This is a genomic window from Vallitalea sp. (assembly GCF_025211055.1).
In the GTDB taxonomy this organism is placed as follows: domain Bacteria; phylum Bacillota; class Clostridia; order Lachnospirales; family Vallitaleaceae; genus Vallitalea.
The window spans coordinates 24837-46133 of sequence record NZ_JAOARO010000086.1 but is presented as its reverse complement, the minus strand read 5'-3'; the positions used below and the strand labels follow the sequence as shown (position 1 = coordinate 46133).

At 30.5% G+C, this 21297-nt stretch carries 19 protein-coding genes; all 19 read right to left on the bottom strand.

The features are described from left to right. Positions 1–48: 48 nt before the first annotated feature. Positions 49–576: a hypoxanthine phosphoribosyltransferase gene (hpt, locus tag N4A55_RS12255; protein WP_293756767.1), complete on the bottom strand. Its 528-nt coding sequence runs from the start codon at positions 574–576 to the stop codon at positions 49–51. Between the two features lie 11 nt (positions 577–587). Beyond that, positions 588–1955, bottom strand: coding sequence for a tRNA lysidine(34) synthetase TilS (gene tilS, locus N4A55_RS12250; protein ID WP_293756765.1), 1368 nt, complete (start codon positions 1953–1955; stop codon positions 588–590). Positions 1956–2271: 316 nt separating this feature from the next. Beyond that, positions 2272–4647: a stage II sporulation protein E gene (spoIIE, locus tag N4A55_RS12245; RefSeq protein WP_293756763.1), complete on the bottom strand. Its 2376-nt coding sequence runs from the start codon at positions 4645–4647 to the stop codon at positions 2272–2274. Between the two features lie 616 nt (positions 4648–5263). Continuing rightward, a complete protein-coding gene (locus N4A55_RS12240) occupies positions 5264–5554 on the bottom strand; it encodes a septum formation initiator family protein (RefSeq protein ID WP_293756761.1) in 291 nt (96 codons plus the stop codon). Positions 5555–5629: 75 nt separating this feature from the next. Further along, the gene (yabQ, locus tag N4A55_RS12235) at positions 5630–6118 is read right to left on the bottom strand and encodes a spore cortex biosynthesis protein YabQ (RefSeq protein ID WP_293756758.1); all 489 of its coding nucleotides are present in this window, start codon (positions 6116–6118) and stop codon (positions 5630–5632) included. Between the two features lie 7 nt (positions 6119–6125). Continuing rightward, positions 6126–6407 (bottom strand): sporulation protein YabP, encoded by a 282-nt coding sequence (yabP, locus tag N4A55_RS12230; RefSeq protein ID WP_293756755.1) that lies wholly within the window; start codon positions 6405–6407, stop codon positions 6126–6128. A 155-nt stretch (positions 6408–6562) separates the two neighbouring features. After that, on the bottom strand, positions 6563–6802 hold the full coding sequence (locus N4A55_RS12225) for an RNA-binding S4 domain-containing protein (RefSeq protein WP_293756752.1): 240 nt from the start codon (positions 6800–6802) through the stop codon (positions 6563–6565). 95 nt (positions 6803–6897) lie between these two features. Beyond that, complete coding sequence (locus N4A55_RS12220) at positions 6898–7176, bottom strand: HU family DNA-binding protein (RefSeq protein WP_113673183.1); 279 nt, start codon at positions 7174–7176, stop codon at positions 6898–6900. Positions 7177–7282: 106 nt separating this feature from the next. Further along, entirely contained in the window at positions 7283–8080 is a 798-nt protein-coding gene (mazG, locus tag N4A55_RS12215) for a nucleoside triphosphate pyrophosphohydrolase (RefSeq protein WP_293756748.1), read from the bottom strand. A 230-nt stretch (positions 8081–8310) separates the two neighbouring features. Beyond that, entirely contained in the window at positions 8311–8862 is a 552-nt protein-coding gene (gene spoVT / locus N4A55_RS12210) for a stage V sporulation protein T (protein ID WP_293756746.1), read from the bottom strand. A 210-nt stretch (positions 8863–9072) separates the two neighbouring features. Then, positions 9073–10227, bottom strand: a complete 1155-nt coding sequence (locus tag N4A55_RS12205; protein WP_293756743.1) for a peptidylprolyl isomerase — start codon at positions 10225–10227, stop codon at positions 9073–9075. A gap of 110 nt (positions 10228–10337) precedes the next feature. Beyond that, on the bottom strand, positions 10338–13853 hold the full coding sequence (gene mfd, locus N4A55_RS12200) for a transcription-repair coupling factor (RefSeq protein ID WP_293756740.1): 3516 nt from the start codon (positions 13851–13853) through the stop codon (positions 10338–10340). Positions 13854–13982: 129 nt separating this feature from the next. Continuing rightward, positions 13983–14786 carry a class D sortase gene (locus N4A55_RS12195; protein ID WP_293756737.1) on the bottom strand — a complete coding sequence of 268 codons (804 nt, stop codon included), beginning with the start codon at positions 14784–14786 and terminating at the stop codon, positions 13983–13985. Then, on the bottom strand, positions 14786–15370 hold the full coding sequence (gene pth, locus N4A55_RS12190) for an aminoacyl-tRNA hydrolase (RefSeq protein ID WP_293756734.1): 585 nt from the start codon (positions 15368–15370) through the stop codon (positions 14786–14788). Before pth ends, N4A55_RS12195 begins: the two co-directional genes overlap by 1 nt. A gap of 98 nt (positions 15371–15468) precedes the next feature. Next, the gene (locus tag N4A55_RS12185; RefSeq protein WP_293756732.1) at positions 15469–16434 is read right to left on the bottom strand and encodes a ribose-phosphate diphosphokinase; all 966 of its coding nucleotides are present in this window, start codon (positions 16432–16434) and stop codon (positions 15469–15471) included. 79 nt (positions 16435–16513) lie between these two features. Next, complete coding sequence (glmU, locus tag N4A55_RS12180; RefSeq protein WP_293756730.1) at positions 16514–17875, bottom strand: bifunctional UDP-N-acetylglucosamine diphosphorylase/glucosamine-1-phosphate N-acetyltransferase GlmU; 1362 nt, start codon at positions 17873–17875, stop codon at positions 16514–16516. Between the two features lie 322 nt (positions 17876–18197). Continuing rightward, on the bottom strand, positions 18198–18500 hold the full coding sequence (gene spoVG / locus N4A55_RS12175) for a septation regulator SpoVG (RefSeq protein WP_113673174.1): 303 nt from the start codon (positions 18498–18500) through the stop codon (positions 18198–18200). A gap of 162 nt (positions 18501–18662) precedes the next feature. After that, complete coding sequence (gene glgD / locus N4A55_RS12170) at positions 18663–19784, bottom strand: glucose-1-phosphate adenylyltransferase subunit GlgD (RefSeq protein ID WP_293756726.1); 1122 nt, start codon at positions 19782–19784, stop codon at positions 18663–18665. After that, positions 19784–21058, bottom strand: a complete 1275-nt coding sequence (locus N4A55_RS12165) for a glucose-1-phosphate adenylyltransferase (protein WP_293756723.1) — start codon at positions 21056–21058, stop codon at positions 19784–19786. Before N4A55_RS12165 ends, glgD begins: the two co-directional genes overlap by 1 nt. Positions 21059–21297 lie beyond the last annotated feature (239 nt).

Below are 21297 nucleotides of genomic sequence, written 5' to 3'. Positions count from 1 at the left end.
CTTGCCTCCTTTCCTATCTTTAGAATAATTACAATTGTCTATCAAATATTAACTATCCATTGTTCCAATATATGGTAGGTTACGATATCTTTGTAAATAATCAAGACCATAACCTAGAACAAATTTATCAGGTATAGTAAATCCTGTATAATCAACTTGTACGTCATCAACAACTCTTCTATCTGGTTTATCTAATAATGTACATATTCTGATACTATTTGGCTTCCTGTCTTTTAAGATATTAACCAAATAACTAAGTGTTCTACCTGAATCTATAATGTCTTCAACAATTATTACTTCCTTACCCTCAATTGACTCATCAAGATCTTTTACTATTTTAACTACACCACTACTCGATACTTCATTCCCATAGCTTGAAACAGCCATAAAGTCCATTGTAACAGGAATGTCTTGAATCTGTTTTGATAAGTCAACCATAAACATTACTCCGCCTTTGAGTACGCAAATTAAGTGAACTTCTTTACCTTCATAGTCTTCTGATATTTGTTTACCTAATTCTGCAATTCTTGCGTTTAGCTCTTGGGCAGATATTAATGTTTGTATATTATGCATCATGATATCCTCCTCTAATAGTATCTTACTTCTAATATTTTTTTGGTTGAAGCAGTAACCTTGTATACTTCACTTATTCTATAACCAATGACCCAAATTATATTGTTTCCATCAGTCAAAAGTGGTATAGCATCTCGTTGTTCTTTCGGAATTTTACAATCAATAAAATATTTTTTTAACTTTTTAGTGCCATTAATTCCTTTTATGGCGATTAAATCTCCACTCTTTCTACTTCTAACCTTCAAATTATCTTTTATTTTATCATAATCAAACCATTTCGTATATAAATTTTTAGGAATATTATATTTTTTCTCCTCAATAATGCGAAAATCTAAATGTTTATTTAATTCCTTTATATAGATTCTTGATAAATTTTCTGCTTGATATTCAAAATCATTTATCTTATTTTCTCCCAAATTGGTTATTATGATACTGTCATACGTCTTTTTTGCTATTAATCCTTTTGGTAAATTTATTCTTTTACTTACTTGTTTATCGGCTAACTGAATTATCTCATTAATATGTTTGTATTCAATATCCTTTAATGAGCTAATCTCTCCGATTATGTTTCTTATCAGCCTTCTTTTTATGACTGTATCTAATTGTAAAAATTTATTCGTATCTATGGAATATTCTTTATTTTTTATCTTTACAATTTTTTCTTTTTCTCTTAAAACAATTTTATCTATATAATCATCTTCGCTTCTTACTAGATTAGCTGTGTTAACTAGATTAGCAATGAAGTTCTGATTAAAATTATTTTCAATGTAAGGTATAACAGTATGACGAATCTTATTTCTTGTGTATATTTCCATCTGATTAGTATAATCGTCTCTGTACTCTATATTATTATCTACACAGTATTTTTCAATTTCTTCTCTTGTACACTCTATCAATGGTCTAATTATATTATCTCTTTTGGGACGTATTCCACCAATTCCCTTAATTCCTGTTCCTCTTAGTAAATTCATTATTACTGTTTCAGCATTATCATTAATATGATGTGCCAATGCAATCTTAGTTCCGCCCAATTCTTTACTTGCATCTGAAAAAACTTGATATCTTACTTTCCTACCCATTTCTTCTTCGGACATTTTCTTTTCTTTTGCTAACTTTTTAACATTAAAATAATACACATGACATACAATACCTCTTTCATCGCAGAATTTTTCTACGAACTTTGCATCTTCATCTGCATCTTTTCCTCTAATACCATGTTGAACATGTACAACATGTAAATCTATATCTAACTTACTCTTCAAACTACATAACATATGTAATAAACATATGGAGTCGGCTCCACCAGATACACCAATAATGATATTATCTCCTTTGTCAATCATATTAAACTTTTGGATAGTGTTTAACACCTTATCTACCATACATCTTTACATCCTTTATAATTTCTGTTTAGCCATAAATAAATGACTCTTTTAATATACTAGACTTGTTCAAATAAATCAATAGTCAAGTTAAATCTTTGTTATATATGCTTCATTATTAACAGTTTGTTAATATCTTGTAGTTATTGATTGATTGTCTAACAGTCGCTCCAATAGTATAGGGGAATATTTCGTATTTGTCCGTTAGGAAAGTTTCCTTAGCATATATGAAAATGCTTTTAATTTATATGCTAAAAGATCAAAAGCGGAGAAAACCTTTTAATAATTTCTCCGCTATTAGTACTTATAATAATTATTATCCCGCTTTTTCCCATATTCTCATAACCAGTACAGTCATATCATCTTTCAACATACCTCCTGTCTTCTCTCTGGCTGCTTCTAATATGTAATCAGCCATATCTTGTGGATTTCTACTATCCAATTTATGTAGAGACTCCTCTACCCACTTCTCTTTATCAATTTCCTCATCCTCACAATCTAATATTCCATCTGTAACCATTATAACCATATCGCCATTTCTTAGATTCTTAGTAGTTGATTCACTTTCTATTTCATTCAACATTCCCATAGGGAGTGATGTTGATTTTACTACCTCCACTTTATTTCCTCTCTTTATGAATGACGATGCAGCCCCAATTTTTACAAATTCACATACACCCGTATATCTATCAACTAAACCCATATCCAGAGTTGAAAATGTTTGCTCACTAGATTTTAATACAAGTATTGAATTTATCATTTTTATTGCTGTTTCACCATCGAATCCTGCTTCTAGTAATTGTTCTAATAATTCAATAGCAGCTTTACTTTCTTTGAAAGCTTTCAATCCTGTACCCATTCCATCTGAGAGTGCAACAATATCTTGTCCTTTTGGTAGATTCAAAAAGGTATAGCTATCACCGGATATATCTTTATAGTCCTTACTGGCTCTAGCAACCCCCTTTGCAATTCTGTAAACCTCACTTTCAATAAATTTCACTTGACAATATTTACTCCCATTAATATATTTACACCCTTCTTCTAATCTCATTTTTTTCTTGGTGAATTTATTAATTACAGGAGTTATATCTTTCATGCTTTTTGTTTTATCTCCACTATGTTTTATCTTGAGACTTACTTCCATCCTTTGATTCCTTGCTTTATATACCACCACATCTTTAACAAGAATATCATCCTTTTTTAATTCCTCAGATATTTTATTTTCCAAATCTGTATTAAACTCTATATTCTTATATAGATTATTCCCTAACTTGTCAATGATATCTGCAACGGAATAAAACTGCTGGGATATTAGTTGTCTGTTTTCAGCAATTTTATTTTCCCAAGTTAGATTTATTTTATATAATTCAAATAATCTATTTGTTGTTATTACGAATTCCTTTGGCTTTATACATTTTTTTATAAAGACATCAGGAATATCATCTTCGGTTATCTGATTTTTATTTTCTACTGCGGAAAAAATACTAAATACCGTTCTATATGTATCGTAAAACTCTTTTTGCCAACACATTTTGCACATGCTACAGTCTTTACATACTTTTTCCGCTACATCATCTAAGAGCTTATTCACCTCCTCAGTTGTTAGATTTACTCTCCTTTCAGATATATGTTCAAAAGTCTTAGCGATATTTTGAAAAGAATCGGAAAAATTATTTAACTTCTCACTTATAATTCCCTGTACTTTATCTATATATTTATCCTCTTCTATTGAGGTTTTTTTCATTGAGTATATCTGCTCCTGTTCGTTGGGTAATATAGCAAATATACCTACACTTACAATCAAGGCTTTTACTATCTGGAAATCTAGGTTAAGGGGAGATATGAAATACCATAAACCAATTGTCCCTAGAGAAAATCCTATTATACTACCTACTTTCCCTAATTCCCGAAATAGAGCTGACAATATCCCAACCATACCGAATATACCTATTATCTCTGGTTGATATCTACCCATCAGAACTAATACTATTCCAGATATCACACCTATAATGGCACCTGTACCAATGCCATGCCTGTATCCTAGAATCAAGATAACTGAGAATATCCAGATTTCTATAAATCCTAATCCCATAACAGTTATGTCAGCTATACCAGCAACTGCTGTACCCATTATTATGGCTTCACTGATTAGTATTTCATTAGTTGCTTTTTTATCTTCTTCGTGTTCAAATAAATATTTGAGTCCACGCCCATATATTAATACTAATGAAAATATAGAAGCACTTTCTAATAATGAAACAGATATATTATTGAATAAGTTGTTTTGTATGATTCCAGCAGTGATTGTAATAATCAAACAGCTGGTTGCAGCTATCACCCCCTCGTGGATCAGCAAGGGTTTCTTGCCTTTTATATCTAAAATAGAATTTACTGCTACTATGAGTATCATAATTAGTGCATATTTTAATGCATCTATTACCTGCATAGCAGTAAGTAACCCTATCAAAACTGAAAAGAACATCCATATTCGATTTTTCTTATCAATATATACAGCTGAAAAGTATGCCATTGCCATAGGATTCATATTGCCAAATATTACTGCTCTACCCATCATTAAACCTACAACATACATAAAAATTAATTTTAGTATTTTCAATCCTTCTTTTTGTATTTTATCTTTTTTTGATATTAGCATCTTGGTTTGTCCTACTGTTATGTTAGTTTTACTCATATACTCTCCTCCCCTTCTCAAAAAATTATTTAATTATGATTAATCGCTGGTGGATTAATCCAATCATCTCTTGGTGAGAACTAATTATATATGATGTAAATGGAATTGTTTGTCATAACTTGTATCCAAAATAAAAAAAGTTTTAGACAAATTTTCTCATGAATAGGTTAATTATCGAATAGAGGTGGGTTATTATGTTTATAGGTGGGTAACGGTCGTGGAGATAGTATAGGGGAATATTACGTCAGCCCGTTAAACGTCCGTGTTTAAAGGGCTGAGTTCGCCGTCCATGGCTCACTGCTTCATATTCCCCTATACTATCTCCACTCGGTGTTTAAATATTCTTTTTACTGGCTTAAGAGTGGTAAATATAGAACTAACCATATATAGTGATAATAACAACTTTTACGGCTTGTTGCCATACCTTATAAACAGCTAAAAGCAACAAACGTAACCAGAGTGATTATCACTATATATGGTTTCAACATACAACCGTTGTCTATTTCAATCTTAATCCTTTCCACGACAGTCTAAAACAATTAATATGTTTATTCTTAAGTCTCTAAAAATATAAAAGCTCACAAAAAAAAGAGTATTTCCTTAAACAGGAAACCTCTTATTCTTCTTCATTTACAAATATTATTTCATCAGGTTTAACTAGTCCAAATTTTTCTCTTCCTAATTGTTCTATGTATTCATCTGATTTAATGTACTCTTTTTGTTTTAATAAGTCTATGTACTTTTGTTCTTCTTCTTTTATTTCCTGTTCTAGTTTCATCTCATCTTTCTCTAGTTGGAGATTCTTAACATACAGTGTTGATACTCTAATACTTACGACAACAGTTAGTAGTATTAATACTAGTGTAGAAAACAATATAGCTTTTGTTTTTTTTCTTTTTCTTCTCAAGTAAACTATCATTCCTTTCACGTAACAAATTTGTATATGCTTCAAGTTGTTTTATCATTCTTTAAGTTAATATATCTATTTCTTTTTAAATATTACTTTTACGTCCTTAATAGTCTTCTTATATTTTATTATCAACCATTTACCGAATTTTTTCAAGAGTTTATATATTTTTCTGACCACAAAATTGATGGGACTAAATAAAAGTTTTATTGGTCTAATAATTATCTTGAATAGGAATTTTATTATATTAGCTATGAAAGTATATACTTTCATAAATATCCTTAATACTAGTTTGCTTATTAAGAAGAAATAGATTATTAAGCCTAAGAATACTCCTATGTATAAGAATCCTCTAAGGACACCATTATTGTTTTTGAATATATCCAGGAATATTATAAGGCTTCCAAAAAGCCAAAATATAAAGTCTTGTATGTTGATAAGCCATTTAGGATGTTTTATTATTCTTCTTAGAACTCTAACTAAATCATACACAAATCCTAGAAAAAGACCACTTAGTATTGACATAATGAAGCTGATTGCTTGAGAACTTACTAAACTATTCATAAATCACCTAACCAAATAATTTTGACATAAATGATCCTTTAGACCCGTATCTAGCACCATCACTGTATTCTAAGCTTTCTATCTGCCCATCTAATTCTAATTCCTCTTTTTCTAGATTCAACCTATTAACATGTAGTTCTAACCCTTTGATGGTAAGTGTTCCCATCTCAGTCTCAACCATGACAACATCTGTATCAAAAGATATGACATCAGAAACTCCTGTTATAGAAATTCTTTCTCTATCATTGATAACTAACCTATGGTTTATATTAGTATGCTTTTCTTCCATGTTTACCCTCCTCTTAATGTGGATTACCTATAATTCATTATATTAACCTATCGAGGGATTTATTCTAATCTAATATGTTTTTATGGGACGTACTTATTAAAAATATAAAAAAGAGGCTGTCTCATGGAAAAAAATCTATGAGACAACCTCCTGATCTATAGATACTTGAACATATCTTTAGCTTCATCTTTTTTGACTGTTTCCTTTACCATTAATACCTCTACCTTAACGGCTTTATTACCAAATTGAATTTCTATTATATCCCCAACAGTTACTTTCGCTCCTGCTTTAGCTACTTTTTCATTGATTTTGATTCTACCTGCATCACATGCCTCATTAGCTATTGTTCTTCTTTTAATTAGTCTTGATACCTTAAGATATTTATCTAATCTCATGTTATCACCTACCTTTTTGTAGATTAATATTTATATAATAAAGCAAAAAAATCTGCACCATATAGTGCAGATTTTTAATAAATTAAATGTTTTACCTAGCGACCATTTACAGCGTCTTTTAAAGCTTTTCCAGCTTTGAATCTTGGAGCTTTTGAAGCTGCAATTTGCATTGGTTCTCCAGTTTGTGGGTTTCTACCTTCTCTTGCTGCTCTTTCAGTAACATCAAAAGTACCAAATCCAACTAATTGAATTTTGCCCCCATTACTTAACTCATTTGAAACTACATCAATAAATGATTTTAACGCTTTTTCTGCATCTTTTTTACTTAATTCAGTTTGTTCTGCCATAGCCGTAACTAATTCAGCTTTGTTCATAATAACTCCTCCTCTACTTTAATATTATATTATTTTGAACAAAGGCGCATATATGCGCTGCTAAGAATATTCTTAGCTTTATAAACAATCGTTTAAACGATTATTCTTAATGTTCTTTAAGCTGCTCCCATAACTTGTCCAGTTCAGTCATTGTTATGTCCTTCATGCTTAAACCTTTTTGTATTACAAGGTTCTCTATTCCCTCAAATCTATTTATAAACTTTTCTGTAGCATTTGTCAAGGAAAATTCAGTATTTAATTTCAAAAACCTTGAAATATTAACTATTGAAAATAGCAAATCCCCATATTCTTCCATAATATTACAATCATCACCAATTCTCATAGCTTCCTCTAATTCTTCCAATTCCTCATGTACCTTAGCAATAACTTGGCTTATGTCTGTAAAATCAAAACCTGCATCTCTTGCTTTTTTTTGAACTTTTACTGCTCTCATTAATGCAGGAAGGGCTTTTGGCACTTTTCTCATGTCTTCAGTATAGGAAATATTGTTTTTTTCAACTTTTTTAATCTCATTCCACTTTATAGTAACTTCTTCAGGAGATTTATCTTGCTTTTCTTTGAATACATGTGGATGCCTTCTGATTAGTTTCTCACATATACCTGTAATTACTTCATCAATAGTAAAGTTCTCATTATCAGTAGCTATTTGAGAATGAAATACTACGTGCAATAACATATCTCCAAGTTCTTCTTGTAGGTTTTCCATATCATTATTATCAATTGCTTCTAATACTTCATATGCTTCTTCTAAGGTACCACTTCTAAGGCTTTTATGTGTTTGAACTTTGTCCCAAGGACAACCATCTTCACTTCTCAATACTCTAATGATATTTTTGAGTTCTTCAAATGAATAATTTTTATTATTTTTGTTAATTTTTGTCATCATAATCATTCCAATCAGATAATATATAACAAATTATACCATAATATAATTTACTAATAAATAAATATTTTTTGTAGTCTATGTAAATTAGTTTAATATTATCAATTTTTTTTATTTTTCTATAGGTCTTATTAAGTCGTATAGGGATATATGCTCTTCCAGATAGTCTTTTATTACTATTATAATAAAGTGTATTAAATAAGACTGAGTTATCTAACCCAGCCTTTTTCTTATTGTTCCATCTGTTTTCCTAAAAATCCTGCTGCTGAATGAGCTAGTTTGGTTTCAACTTCACCCATTTTTATTTTGCTATCTTTGCTTAAGAATATGACAGCTCCTATAGCGTCACCTTCTGATATTATAGGAGTTATAACTTCAGAAATATATTCATTGTTTTCTCCATCATATAAAATATCTATAAATTTCTTTTCATCTTTGTTAGCAAGTATTGTTTCTCTTTCAGTTATTGCTTCTTCTAATTCCTTGCTTATTTGTTTTTCTAAGAATTCTCTTTTGGAGCCACCAGATACAGCTATAACTTGATCCTTATCAGATATGCAGATAGTATGTCCTGTAGTTTGTGCCAAAGCTTCTGCATACTGTTTAGCAAATGTTCCAAGTTCACCGATAGGTGAGTATTTTTTAAGTATTATTTCTCCATCTTTATCAGTAAATATCTCTAAGGGGTCTCCTTCTCTTATCCTTAATGTTCTTCTTATTTCTTTTGGTATAACTACTCTACCAAGATCATCTATCCTTCTTACAATACCTGTTGCTTTCAAATTATTACCTCCTTTAGATAGTCATCACAAAGCTGTCAATAATAGTATGCAACAATTTAACTATAATATTCATAATTTGACAGTTTTAAACTTAAGACCAAATACCAATTTATTCAAATTAAATTTAACTCTTATCAGCTTTAATGATGTTAATAAAAAAAAGAACTAAGATTACCTCTTAGTCCTTATTATTAGATATTACTATTTATTTCATTCAATGTTTTTATCTCTTATTGGATTTTCATTAATATTACCGAAAATATCTATTCTAGTCCACAATTCTTCATTCAAGTCTACAATTGTATTATTTTTCCATTCATCATATATTTTATCAAATGCACTATTCTTAAGTTGTTCTTTATATTCCTCTTTTAACTGACTCTCATATTTCTTTAATTCTTCTTCAAATCCTTGTACTTCTTCATCTGTAGGAGGAATTTTTTCCAGTACTTTAAAAATGTGATATCCATAGTCGCTTTTCTTTATATCACTTATTTCACTGGGTTCTAATTCTATGAGACTCTGGAAATTATCGTCTAACAGTCTAACTGGAAGTATATATTCACCATTATTATCTCCTGCAGATTCATCTTGTGAATATTTCTTAACTAGACTAGCGAATTCTTCCCCAGCAACAGCTTTCTTATATATATCTTTTATCTCTTTCTTTGCTTTATCTTCAATATCAGGTGATATAAGTACATATTCGTCGTTCTCATTTTTCTCATGAGTCTTAATAAATATGTGTATCACTTTTAAGCTTAGCAGGATATCTGCTTGGTTACTTGATTTTAATTTTGCATAATTTTCATTTTCTAACAACTTGTTGGTTAATTCTTCTTCTTTTGGAACATATTCCTTTGTCATTTCAATAATGACCTTGTTTACTAGTCTATATTCCTTAAAAGAATTAAAAATACTTTCTTTGGTTAAATGATAATTTTGTATATCTGCTTTTTCTAAATCATTATAGTATTTTAGTGCTTGGGTTTTTATATCTTTTTCTTCCTTCTCAGTAATAGTTATCCCCATTTCATCTGATTTCTTTACCAAAATCTTAGTACGTATAAGATTATCAAGTACTGCTAATTTGGCTACATCTTCAGCCTTTTTCCCTCCACTAAAATCATTATGATCCCAGACATCTTCTCCACCTAATTCTTCAAACTCCATTTTAACCTGCAGTAAATATGGCATTACCTCATCAACCTTAATATCTACATCATCAATGGTAATCAACTCATCATTATCTTCATAGAAATCAAGTTTTTCTTTTATTTCTTTTTTACTACTACAACCCACTAAACAGAAGATGCACATGAAAAGCAGAATATACTTACTCATCCATTCATAAGTGCTTTTCATTTTTATCTCTCCTAACATAGAAACCAGTTAGCAACTTATATCATTTACTTAAATTATTTAAGTTACTCATTGTTTCCTAATTATGTGTCTATCTTAATTATAGTTTAAACCTATGAATCCTTCAAATCTTTTATGTCTTGTAACACATTCTTAATATGTCTGAAAAATTGTTTTTTATCGACTCTGTTAATCTTATACGTAAAATATGGCGCTTTATTAATGGTAAAAAACAACCTATTTCTATATTTATTTAACAGCTTAGGTATTTTGTCAGGATTAATTCTAGCATCTTTTCTAGCTTCAAACTTGATGTTTTCACCTTTTTGCTCAATGTTTACTATATCAGCTTTATTGGCAATAGCTTTCATCATAGCTATATTAAGTAAATTGACAACTGATTTTGGAAGGTCACCATATCTATCTTCAAGCTCTTCTTGCACATCATAATAATCTTTTTCGTCTTCAATGCTGGCAATTTTTTTATAGGCTCCAAGTTTTCTTATTTCATCTTTGATATAAGTAGATGGAATGAAAGCATCAACATTCAATTCTACAGATGTTTCAAAACGTTCCTCTACTTTGTCATCACTGACTTCATGGATTGCTTCTTCTAATAGTTTACAATATAAATCATAACCAACTGATTCCATATGACCGTGTTGTCTTGCTCCAAGAAGATTACCTGCTCCTCTGATCTCAAGATCTCTCATTGCTATTTTGAAGCCTGACCCAAACTCAGTAAATTCTTTTATGGCTTGTAATCTTTTTTCAGCTGTTTCTTGTAATATTTTATCTTTTTTGTACAGTAAGTAAGCATATGCAACCCTGTTAGATCTTCCAACCCTACCTCTTAACTGATAAAGCTGAGACAGACCTAATCTATCTGCATCTTGAATAATTATTGTATTGGTATTTTGAATATCAAGACCTGTTTCAATGATTGTTGTACAGACAAGTATATCAATATCACCATTAATATACTCAAACATGATATTTTCAAGTTCCCGTTCATTCATCTGTCCGTGAGCAAATGCTACATTAGCTTCTGGTACCATCTTGCTAATCCAGTCAGCTACTTCATCAATCTTTTTGACTCTATTGTAAACATAATATATCTGTCCGCCTCTTGATAATTCTCTATATATAGCATCTTTAATCAATTCTTCGTTATGCTCAAGTACATAAGTCTGAATAGGATGTCTCTCTTCTGGTGGCTCTTCGAGCACACTCATATCCCTTATACCTATGAGACTCATATGAAGTGTTCTTGGTATAGGGGTTGCAGTTAGAGTTAATACATCTATATCTTGTTTTACTTTCTTGATTTTCTCTTTATGTGCTACTCCAAATCTCTGTTCCTCGTCTATAATAAGTAACCCCAGGTCTTTGAATACAACATCTTTTGATATTATCCTATGAGTACCTATAAGTATGTCAACTAAGCCTTTTTTGGTATCATCTATTATTTTTTTCTGTTCTTTCTGACTTTTGAATCTTGATAACATCTCAACTCTTACAGGGAAATCTTTCATCCTTTGGACAAAGTTATTATAATGCTGCTGAGCTAATATGGTAGTAGGCACTAGATAAGCTACCTGTTTATCATCTTGAACTGACTTGAATGCAGCTCTTATAGCTACTTCTGTCTTTCCATATCCTACATCACCACAGATTAGTCTATCCATTATTTTTCTGCTTTCCATATCATTTTTGGTTTCTTCTATAGCTATTAACTGGTCATCTGTTTCTTCATATGGAAACATCTCTTCAAATTCTTTTTGCCAAACAGTATCCGTTGTGAACTCATAACCAACTTTTGCTTGTCTTTTAGCGTATAAAGCCACCAAGTCTTTTGCAAGGTCTTCTACTATACCTTTAACACGGTTTTTGGTTTTCTTCCATTCATTAGTACCTAATTTGTTTAGTTTTGGTTTCTTACCTTCTGAACCAATATATTTTTGGATAACATCCAATTGACTAGTTGATATATATAAGTTTCCTTCGTCTCTATAGGATATCTTAATATAGTCTTTACTGATCCCATCAATCTCTATTTTTTCAGTTCCTCTGAAAATACCTATTCCATAATTTTCATGAACAATGTAATCTCCGACTTTTAGCTCAGTGAAGCTTTCTATTTTACTACCCTTAAACTTTTTCTTTTTAGTCTTTTTCCTCTTCTTGCTTTTACCTACTAGATCAGTCTCTGATATTATAACAAACTTAATAAGCGGATATTCAAACCCTTTATGTAGACTACCATAACTAACTGCAACTTTTCCTTTTGGAATCTCTGCATCCAATTTTGACAAATAGAAGGCATCTATTCCTCTTTCTTTTAATTCATAAGATAGTCTTTCCGCTCTGGTCTTAGAGCCTGTAAGCAATAATGTCCTATATCTATTATTACTCCAATATTTTAGATCCTTTTCCAGTATTTCCATACTTTTGTGATATGGATTAATTGATTTTACGGAAAAATTAACGTTAAATTTATAATTGAATCTATCTATCTTCTGCTGTAGTGTGCTTAATAAAACACATGTATAGTCTTCGAATTTTAATATTAATTCATCTATGGTTCTAAGTATTTCCGTTTGACCTTTCAATAAATAGCCTTTTTCGAATCTATTAATTATACTTTCGTTGAATTCTTTTTTGGTGCTTTCCCATTTTTCATTTATTCTTGCTGGTTCATCAATATATAATAATGTTTCATTAGGGAAATAGTCTACAAAGGATACTGTCTCATCATAAAAATATTCGATGTATCCTTCAATACCATTAAATGTTTTTTGACTGGTGATTTTGTCCAGCAAAATAGAGGTAGATTGTTTTATTCTATCTACTTCGTCTTGTTTGTTATTTGCTTCAAATGTCTTAATTAACTGGTCCCTATCTTTTTTTATCTTATCTATTGCTTTTGCTATCTTTTCTTTGTCTACAATAACTTCTCTTGCAGGGTATATCTCTATCTCATCAACTTTATCAATTGACCTTTGACTCTCTATATTCATAGACCTTATAGAGTCAATTTCTTCATCCCATAACTCAACTCTATAGGCATTCTTTTCTGTTGGAGGAAATATGTCAATTATTCCCCCTCTAATAGCAAATTGTCCTTTGCTTTCTACTTGAGACACTCTTTCATATCCCATGAACATAAATTTTTCACTTATCTTAGTAAGATTCCATACATCCCCGACTTTACTTTTTATTATACTTGATTCAAAAATAGACTTACTTATTAATTTATCCATCAATGCTTCTATTGATAGTATAACTGTATATCCTCTGCTGTCATATAATTTCTTTATTATATTTATACGTTGCTCTATAATGTCATTACTATGTACGTCAGCACTATAAAATATTATATCTTTTGCAGGATACAGAAAAACGTTATCATTGCTAAAAAACTTCATGTCTTCGTATATTTCTCTAGCTCTAAGTTCGTTATACGTAATAATAAGTTTGTTTCTATTTTCACCTAGTGCATGTATTAGATGACATTTTTCTGAATCAATAGCTCCTGTTAGATATATTGGAGATACTTTTTTATTAACTTTTTCAAGGGCATTATTAAAAGCCTCTAAATCTCTTAAAGGTTGTACTAGTGTTTTCAAATCATCACATCCTGATTTTTCCTATATTAAGAATGTACAAAAGTAAATATATTATATTATATACCAATTATTATATAATATTTCAAGGCAATTATAAACAATTATATATTCTTTATAGTAGTATTTTGCTTAGTTATCAATCATTCCATGTATAATCAATCTATGAGTAGCACCAATAACTGGATCACATGTAATTAATGTGACGACTTTTGATTTGGTGCTCCCTCTCATAACTGATACATCATCTGGGTCAACTATTTTCTTATCGTAAACTGTATATATAAATTCTTTTTCCTTAGTGATTATATTTATTTTATCTCCCTGCTCTAATTCATTCAACCTATTAAAGAAGACTCCATAAGTATGGCTTCTATGACCGGCTAGTACTGCATTACCAATTTGACCGAAACCACCACTTTCTGGCATATAGCCTATAGCATATTTCAATGTTTCAAGGTCAATACCATTAGCTATTGGCAGATGAATACCTATTTTATCTATCTTAATTATGGCTATTGCTTTTGGTTTTGGCTTAGGCTTAGGTTTATCCTTTTTTTCCTCTGGTTTTGGAGCTTCATTTATTTCAGATTCTGGTGTGATATTATTAGAGTCATCATTAGTTTTACTATCAGTGTCCTCTGTGTTAGTTTGTTTAGCATCCGCATCACTATTACTCAAAGATTGTTCATTTACATCAATAGGGTCTATACTATCTTGATTTTCATTTTTGTCTCCCCAAATGAATATATCGTTCAAAACCATATTGTTGTGTTTTGAAACATCTAATTCTTCTTCATTCTGAGGCTGGAAATCACTGTAGAATTCTTCTAACATAGTTTCTTGCAATCTGTGGGTTCTATATTTACCAATTAGCGGTAAAGCTATAAGTATAACACCTGTAATAATTAACAATAATGATACTACTCTTCTCATTAATCACATTCCTCTCGTTTAACCTTAACATTATATACATTCATAGCTTTATCTATACCTTTTATTACTATATCTTCTATAGCATCACTGGCTCTTTTTATTTCTTCAACAATGTGCTTTATTTCTTCATCATTGAATCTACTTAATACATGGTCTTTCAGATCCCATTGGGGACATTTAGCGCCAACACCAACTCTTACTCTTATAAATTCGTTAGTACCTATGTGTCTAATAATGTTTTTCATACCATTATGTCCACCAGCACTTCCTTTTTTCCGTATCCTTATTGTTCCTATTTCAAAGCAGATATCATCATAAACAACTATCAAATCTTTTTCAGTACATTTATAAAAATCTATAACCTGACTTATGCTTTCCCCACTTAGATTCATATATGTTTGTGGCTTAACTAAAACGACCTTTTCTCCACCAATAATACCGCTTCCTAATACAGCATTGAATTTTTTCTTATTCAATTTGATATTATTCTCATATGCCAATCTTTCTATGACTTCAAACCCGACATTATGCCTTGTTGCAGTGAATCTCATGCCTGGGTTACCTAATCCAGCAATTATATACATTTGTATTCACCTTTCTATATTATTTACTAAAAGCCCTAGTATATTACTAGGGCTTTAACATAATCAAATTACCATATTTTCATACAATAGTCAATTTTTTAACCGAATAATTTTGAAACAGATTTGTTACAATGGATTCTATGTATAGCTTCTGCTAGAATCTGTGCAACAGATAATTGTTTAATCTTATCGATTTTCTTTTCTTCTGGAAGAGCAATTGTGTCAAGTACAACTAATTCTTTTATATCTGATTTTTGAATTCTTTCTATTGCAGGTCCTGATAATACTGCGTGAGTACAACATGCATACACTTCTTGGGCACCTTGTTCTTTTAATGCACTAGCTGCATTACATATTGTTCCAGCTGTATCAATCATATCATCAACTAGAATAACTTTTTTACCATTAATATTACCAATTATATTCATAACTTCTGAAACATTTGCTTCTGGTCTTCTCTTATCAATAATAGCCATTGGAATATCTAATTTTTCTGCGAAAGAACGAGTTCTTTTAACACTTCCAATATCTGGTGATACCATTGCAATGTTATCCATATCATCAGCAAATTTTTCTTTGTAATATTTTAATAGTAGTGGAGCACCTAACATATGATCCACTGGCATTGTAAAGAATCCTTGAATCTGAGCACAGTGTAAGTCCATAACCAATACTCTATCAGCACCTGCTGCTTGTATTAGATCAGCTATCAATCTTGCACTAATTGGGTCCCTGGCTCTTGTTTTTCTATCTTGTCTTGCATAACCATAATAAGGAATTACTGCAGTAATCCTACCTGCTGAGGCTCTTCTTAGAGCATCAATCATAATTAATAGTTCCATTAAATTGTCATTTACAGGGCTTGATGTAGGTTGAACAATGTAACAATCTACACCACGAACAATTTCGTCAATCTTCACATACGTTTCACCGTCACTAAACTGCCCAACATCAGCTGCTCCTAAAGTTAATCCTAAATCAGCTGCAATCGCCTCTGCTAATTGGGGATTAGCATTACATGAGAAAATCTTAATGCCGTCATTGTTCCTAATTGTACTTGTCATATGAATCCTCCTATAATATTTTTAAAACATAAGGAAACCATTTCTAAATTTTTAGATAGAAACAATTTCCTTATATAGATTACCGTTTTTTTCTTACCCAATCTTCTATGTTAATTTGTCTAGCTCTTCCTATTCCTAATGAGTATTCTGGTACATCTTTCGTTATTGTAGAACCCGCTGCTGTATATGCGTTATTATTAACTTTGACTGGCGATACTAGATTAGTATTACAACCAATAAAAGCATTATCTTCGATAACTGTTCTATGTTTATTGACACCATCATAATTAACTACTACAGTTCCACATCCGAAATTAACATTTTTTCCAACGTCTGCATCACCAATATATGTCAAATGAGCTACTTTAGTATTATCTCCAACACTCGAATTTTTAATTTCAACAAAATCACCTATTTTTACATTAGAACCAATATGGGAATTAGGCCTAATATAAGCATATGGTCCAACATTAGTATTATCGCTTATACTACTATCGAGAATTGTTGATGATTCAACATTTATGTTGTTACCAATATTCGAATTTACAATTTTACTATTAGATCCAATAATACAATTATTTCCTATTATAGTTTTTCCTTCTATAAAAGAATTAGGGTATATTATAGTATCAGAATTAATACAAGCATCTTTACTTATATAAGTACATGATGGATTAATTATGGTTACTCCATTATCCATATGCTTATAGTTAATTCTTTGCTGCATAATCTGTCCTGCTTGATATAATTGAACTCTGGAATTAACTCCTAAGATATCTTCAGAAATATCACTAATCATAGCATTTACATTCAAATGCTTAGCCATAATAGTCTTAAGTGTATCAGGTAGATAATATTCTCCTTGAGCATTATCATTAGTCAAATAATCAAGAGCATTATTAAGTTCTTTTGCATCAAAACAATACATACCTGAATTAATTTCTTTTACCATTTTTTCTTTTTCTGATGCATCCTTATGTTCTATACTTTTTATAAAAGTATTAGATTCGTCTCTGATAATTCGACCATAACCAGTAGGATCTTCTACTATAGTAGATAAAAGTGTTGCCGCATTGTTATGCCTAATATGATAATCTACCATCTTAGCTAGTGTATCTCCAGTAATTAATGGTGTATCTCCAAATAATATAAGTACATTTCCTTCATCACCAATGAAATCTTTAGCCATCATTACAGCATGACCAGTTCCTAATTGTTCTTCCTGCAAAACAAATTCTACATTATATGAGATTTCTTTTTTAACAATTTCACTTTCGTGTCCAACTACTACTAGGATATCCTCAGCACCAGCTTCCATAGCTGCTTCGATAACATAATCAAGCATTGTTTTGCCAAGTATTTTATGTATAACCTTTGGTAATTCTGAATTCATTCTTGTACCTGCACCAGCTGCCAATATGACTGCTTTTAATCTACTCATCTTATACACCACCTTTGGTTTTTAATTAACCCTAATCATTTTACACCACTTACTAAATATATGCAAGTTAAATAACTTATAAATTAATATTAAACCATCATAGTTTTCTGATATTCTTGCCAAGTAAAAAAGCAAAATATTTACAACCAGAAAAGTATATTTCTGCATTAAAAAAAGAGGCTATGCCTCGTCTTCATAGAGAAGTTTCAGTAGTTAGTAAAGTTTCCTTAACAGCATGAAAACGTTTCTATTTCATATGCTTAAAAAGCAGGACTTTCTTATAAGAACAAAAAGGCACTTCATAATGAAGTGCCCTGAAGAATCATTCCTCGAATGATACTGCTATCTCATCAGCTGTATCATCGTTTGTAAGTACTAGAGTTTCATATTTTTCTAATACGCATTTCTGAATTTTTTCTCTAGTTTCAGAATTAATTGGATGAGCTATATCTCTAAACTCACCATCAAGCGCCTTTCTACTAGGCATTGCAATAAATAATCCTTTTTCTCCTTCAATTACTTTGATATCATGAACTACAAATTCATTATCAAAAGTAACTGATACTACTGCTTTCATTTTCCCATCTTTTGCAACTTTACGTATTCTTACATCTGTGATTTGCATGTGTTAACCCCTTTCCGTAACTTGTTGTTAAGGGGAAGAATCCCCCTCCACCTTACACACATATTTTTTCTTTAGTGATAACTCACAATAATTATATTACATATTTCAGAAAAGTTCAATGTTTTTTTGTATAATTTCAGCTTTTTTAAATATTTATCTGAACTACATATATATGCACTCTCTATTTACAACAATTTTGATATTTCCTTTTCTATCTTTATACTTACAATTATCCCCTATAACTGTATCAGTATTAACTATAGAATTTTCGATGCAACAATTATTACCTATATAGGCTCCATCTAGTATAATTGAGTTATTAATATAAGTATTTTTACCAATAAAAACTTTTCTAAAAAGTATCGAATTATTTACTCTACCATTTATTATACATCCCCCTGATATCAGACTATTGCTTATCAATGAACCAGAATTATATTTTGCTGGTGGTTCGTCTTGCACTTTGGAAGAAATATATGGAAAATTTCCAAAAAAATATTTTCTATTATATTTATTTAAAAAATCCATATTACAATTATAATATGATTTAATATTTTCAATACTATTAAAATATTCATTATGCATGTAAGCATATATTTTTTTCTTCTTTCTATACCTGATAATAATATCATTAACTATATCATATCTTTCTCCAGATAATATCTCTTCAATCAACTCAATCAACAATCGTCTTCTGACTACATAAATGCCTGTAGATATGATTGTTCCCTGTGGTTCTAGAGGTTTCTCTTCAAAATCAATTATTCTGTTTTCATCATCTTTCAAAACCATTCCGAACCTTCTTAAATCTTCATTTGTATTTTTCATATCTTTACATACTATGGTTATATCTGCTCTTTTGTCAACATGGTACTCCAATATCTTATTATAATCTACTTTACATATTACATTTCCAGATGAAATAATTGCATAAGGTTCATGACTATCTTTTAGATAATCTAGATTCTGATAGATTGCATCTGCTGTTCCTCTATACCAGAAATTACTCTTCTGAGATCTATTTGGACTAAAAATAAATAGTCCTCCTTGTTTTCTCCCAAAGTCCCACCATTTGGAAGAACTTAAATGTTCTATTAGAGGACGAGAATTATATTGAGTTATAACTGCTACTTTTTTGATTCCAGAGTTAGTCATATTACTTAAAGAAAAGTCTATTGCCCTATAACAACCAGCAATAGGCATAGCAGCTAATACTCTATTATCAGTAAGCTCATGGAGCTTTTCATTTTTTCCACCTGTAAGAATAATTCCAATAGCTCGCATTAATCCACCTCTTCCTTAATTATTGACTTACCGCTCATTAAAACTTTATCCTTAAAATCATTAATATCCAAATTTCCATATACTGCGCAATTTTTTCCTATAGTTATATTATCAGGTATATATGTTCTTTCACCCACTACAGAAATACCTGAATTGTAAAGTTCTGGATAATCTATACTCTTAACATCTTCTCCTATACCCATCCTTACATTATCCCCTATGATTGATTCTTCTGAGAGGATGCTCTTATAAATGTTACAATTATCACCGATTGCTGTATTACTCATTATTATTGAATCCTTTATTATAGTATCTTTACCTATACTTACATTAGACCCTATGACAGAATTATATATTTTACCCTCTATCTCTGTACCTTCACCAATTATACAGGTTTCAATGCACGCATCTTTGGAAATATACTGGGGTGGCTGTATCTCATTTTTAGTATAGATTTTCCAATAAGTTTCATATAAATTGAAGTCAGGAACAAGCTTAATCAGTTCCATATTCGCTTCCCAATAAGCTTGAAGTGTCCCCACATCCTTCCAAAATCCTTGAAATTTATATGCAAACAGCTTACCCTCATTACCTAATATATAAGGAATAACATGTTTTCCAAAATCATTCTTTTGATACATACTATTAGTTCTTGCCAAAGCTTCTTTTAATACTTTCCAATTAAAAATATAGATCCCCATAGAAGCTAAATTATTCTTAGGAACTTTTGGCTTTTCATCAAACTCTATTATTTTATTGGTTTCATCTGTATTCATAATACCGAATCTATGAGCCTCTTCTATAGGTACTTCAAATACTGCTATAGTAGCATCTGCTTTCTTCTTAATATGATAATTCAACATCTTCTCATAATCCATCTTATAGATATGATCACCTGATAAAATAAGTACATATTCTGGCGAATAGTTATTAATAAAATCTATATTCTGAAAAACTGCATTAGCTGTTCCCGAATACCACTCCCCTGTTTGTTTCTTGACAAAGGGTGGCAAAATACTGACCCCTCCATAATTTTTGTCTAGGTCCCAAGGTATACCAATCCCAATATGGTTATTCAATCTTAATGGTTGATATTGAGTTAAAACCCCAACAGTATCAATTCCTGAATTAATACAATTACTAAGCGTAAAATCAATAATCCTATATTTGCCTCCAAATGCTATTGCTGGTTTTGCCACATGTGTTGTTAATATTCCAAGCCTGCTACCTTGACCACCAGCAAGAAGCATAGCTATAATGTTTTTTCTCTTCACTACTTACCTCCTAACTTAGATATACACTATTTTTTTCACTATTATATTAATACCACTTTTGTTCCAAGTTTATTACAAGAAAATAATAATTTTTACTTCCATATCTTATTACCATCATTAGATTATGAAATACTATTTCTAACAACTCAAATGTGGCCATATATAGAAAAAACCATATATAGTGATAATCCACAACTTTTACGATTTGTTGTCATTCCTTAAAAACAGCTAAAAACAAC

Coding starts and splice junctions, on each gene's coding strand:
- spoIIE (WP_293756763.1), bottom strand. CDS start 4,647: ATGAGTAAAACTAACATAACAGTAGGACAAACCAAGATGCTAATATCA.
- N4A55_RS12205 (WP_293756743.1), bottom strand. CDS start 10,227: ATGAAAAGCACTTATGAATGGATGAGTAAGTATATTCTGCTTTTCATG.
- N4A55_RS12225 (WP_293756752.1), bottom strand. CDS start 6,802: ATGAGATTAGATAAATATCTTAAGGTATCAAGACTAATTAAAAGAAGA.
- glmU (WP_293756730.1), bottom strand. CDS start 17,875: ATGAGTAGATTAAAAGCAGTCATATTGGCAGCTGGTGCAGGTACAAGA.
- glgD (WP_293756726.1), bottom strand. CDS start 19,784: ATGCGAGCTATTGGAATTATTCTTACAGGTGGAAAAAATGAAAAGCTC.
- tilS (WP_293756765.1), bottom strand. CDS start 1,955: ATGGTAGATAAGGTGTTAAACACTATCCAAAAGTTTAATATGATTGAC.
- pth (WP_293756734.1), bottom strand. CDS start 15,370: ATGTATATAATTGCTGGATTAGGTAACCCAGGCATGAGATTCACTGCA.
- spoVG (WP_113673174.1), bottom strand. CDS start 18,500: ATGCAAATCACAGATGTAAGAATACGTAAAGTTGCAAAAGATGGGAAA.
- mazG (WP_293756748.1), bottom strand. CDS start 8,080: ATGACAAAAATTAACAAAAATAATAAAAATTATTCATTTGAAGAACTC.
- N4A55_RS12195 (WP_293756737.1), bottom strand. CDS start 14,786: ATGAGAAGAGTAGTATCATTATTGTTAATTATTACAGGTGTTATACTT.
- hpt (WP_293756767.1), bottom strand. CDS start 576: ATGATGCATAATATACAAACATTAATATCTGCCCAAGAGCTAAACGCA.
- yabP (WP_293756755.1), bottom strand. CDS start 6,407: ATGGAAGAAAAGCATACTAATATAAACCATAGGTTAGTTATCAATGAT.
- N4A55_RS12220 (WP_113673183.1), bottom strand. CDS start 7,176: ATGAACAAAGCTGAATTAGTTACGGCTATGGCAGAACAAACTGAATTA.
- N4A55_RS12185 (WP_293756732.1), bottom strand. CDS start 16,434: ATGACAAGTACAATTAGGAACAATGACGGCATTAAGATTTTCTCATGT.
- yabQ (WP_293756758.1), bottom strand. CDS start 6,118: ATGAATAGTTTAGTAAGTTCTCAAGCAATCAGCTTCATTATGTCAATA.